The following is a 2,326-nucleotide window of genomic DNA, read 5'->3' on the forward strand; positions in this document are numbered from 1 at the left end:
CCGACCCGCCGGGCCGCTCCGTCCCGCCGGGCTGCGCCGTCCCGCCGGGCTGCGGTGGGTCGGTGTGTTCAGCCATTCCGGTCCTCCTGCCAACCGGTGAGGTCGATCCAGGACTTGCCCGGCACGGTCCGCGCGCCGGCGAAGGCGTCCGCCGCGGCGTCCGGTGTCGCGGTGTACCGGAGGACGTCCGCCGGAGCGAGGACGCCCGCGGCGACGGTGTCCACGGTGTCCCGGAAGTCCTCCGGGTGGTCGTAGATCAGCGACCCGCGCAGGGTCACCTGCCGTCGCGTGAGATCGGCCGAGGTGGCCGAAACCGTGCTCCCGCTCATGCCGATCAGGACGACCGAGCCGGTCGGGCGCACGGTGCGTAGCGCCAGATCCCAGGTGTCGGCGAGGCCGACGGTGTCGAACACGACGTGGAAGCCGTGCGCGGCGTCCGCGGTCCGTCCGGGGTCCGGGACGTGCTCCGGGGAGAGCCGGCGCGCGCCGAGTTCCTCGGCGAGCGCGGTCCTGCCGTCGTGCGGTTCGCTGACGTACGGCCGGACACCGAGCGCCCGCAGTGCCTGGCAGACGAACAGGCCCTGGGAGCCGGCCCCGAGGACCAGGCACCGGTCCGCCGGGCGCACCCCGGAACGCCGGACGGCGGCGCGGGCGACGGCGAGCGGCTCCAGACACGCCAGGGTCGGATCGTCCACGGTGTCCGGGACCGGCCGGGCGAATCGTGCGGGTACCGCGACCCGTTCGGCGAGCAGTCCGGGGACGTTCATCCCGACGATGCCCCGGTCCGGGCACGCCGAGGTCGCCCCCTCCGCACAGGCGGCGCAGGCCAGGCAGCCGTAGTTGGGTTCGACCACCACCCGCTGTCCCGGATGACGGTCGGTGACCCCGGGGCCGACCGCGACGATCTCGCCGCCGCCCTCGTGCCCCATCACCCACGGGAGTTCGGGGGTGGCCCGGTGCCCGTCGTAGACACCCAGGTCCGACCCGCACAGCCCGACGGCCCGTATCGCGACGAGGACCTCGCCCGCGCGGGGTTCGGGCTCGGGCCAGGTGTCGACCTCCCGCACCTGCCCCGGGCGGGTCAGAACGATAGCCCTCATCAACCGTGTCCCTCTCGACGCCGTTGTCCGTCTTCTCCGCCGCGTCGGCGCGCGGCAACCGGACCACAACACACCCGGTCGGGGGCCGCCGGGCGAAGCCGCAGCAGACCCTAAGCAGGCGGGCAACCGACTGACAAGCGGTTGCCATATGTTGCCACCCGGGCCTATGCTCGGCACCGCCTGCGGACCAGACGGAGCGGAGTACTGCGGTGGCGCACAGTGAGGGACGGCGTCCGACGATCTACGACGTGGCCCGCGAGGCGGGGGTGGCGACGTCCACGGTCTCCCGGGCGCTCGCCAGACCGGGCCGGGTCAACACCCGCACCCGGGACCACGTCCTGGAGGTGGCCGAGCGGCTGGGTTACCGGACCAACCCGCTCGCGCGGGCGCTGCCGTCCGGTGACACCCGGACGGTGGCGCTGTTCGTCGCGGACATCACCAACCCGCACTTCTTCGGCATCATCCGGGGCGCCGAGCAGCAGACCCGCGCGGCCGGGCGCACGCTGATCCTCGGCGACACCGAGGAGTCGCCGGACCTGGAGTCGGGCAACGTCGAGCGGCTCAGCGGTTCCGTGGAGGGCTTCGTGATCGCGGCGAGCCGGATGTCCGACGCCCAGATCCGCGAGCTCGCCTCCGCGCACCGGCTGGCCCTGGTGAGCCGTCGGGTCGACGGCCTGCCGAGTGTGACCGTCGACCACGAGGACGGAACCCGGCAGATCGTCGAACACCTCGCCTCGCTCGGGCACACGTCCGTGGCCTACCTCGCGGGGCCGCGCCGGTCGTGGCTGGCCGCCGAACGGTGGCGGGTCATCCGGGAGACCGCCGACGGACTCGGTGTCCGGGCGATACGACTCGGCCCGTTCCCCCCGGCCGTGGAGGGCGGTGCCGCGGCGGCGGACGCCACGCTCACCCGGGACGTCACCGCGGCCGTGGCACACAACGACCTGATGGCCATCGGCATGCTGCGCCGGTTCGCCGCCCGCGGCGTGCGGGTGCCGGGCGAGCTCAGCGTCGTCGGCTACGACGACATCTTCGGTGCCGATTTCTGTTCCCCGCGGCTGACCACGCTGGCCGGGCAGTTCGACGAGGCCGGACGGGTGGCCGTGGACCTGCTGTTCGACGGGCGTCCCCGGTCGGGGGCCGAGGTCGTGCTGCCGTCGCACCTCGTGGTCCGGGACTCGACCGGGCCCGCACCGCGCACGGCGCCGGGACGGACCGGGGCGGTG

General features: G+C 74.3%; 2 protein-coding genes. One reads left to right on the forward strand and one right to left on the reverse strand.

All coding sequences use genetic code 11. The features are described 5' to 3' along the window. Positions 1-68 precede the first annotated feature (68 nt). The gene (locus SACHA_RS0100730) at positions 69-1,100 is read right to left on the reverse strand and encodes a zinc-dependent alcohol dehydrogenase (protein WP_028662760.1); all 1,032 of its coding nucleotides are present in this window, start codon (positions 1,098-1,100) and stop codon (positions 69-71) included. A gap of 209 nt (positions 1,101-1,309) precedes the next feature. Here SACHA_RS0100730 and SACHA_RS0100735 point away from each other — a divergent pair. After that, positions 1,310-2,326, forward strand: a 1,017-nt coding sequence (locus SACHA_RS0100735; RefSeq protein ID WP_019806393.1) for a LacI family DNA-binding transcriptional regulator, incomplete at its 3' end; no start/stop codon positions are given.

This window comes from Saccharomonospora halophila 8 (assembly GCF_000383775.1).
GTDB lineage: Bacteria > Actinomycetota > Actinomycetes > Mycobacteriales > Pseudonocardiaceae > Saccharomonospora > Saccharomonospora halophila.

Coding starts and splice junctions, on each gene's coding strand:
- SACHA_RS0100730 (WP_028662760.1), bottom strand. CDS start 1,100: ATGAGGGCTATCGTTCTGACCCGCCCGGGGCAGGTGCGGGAGGTCGAC.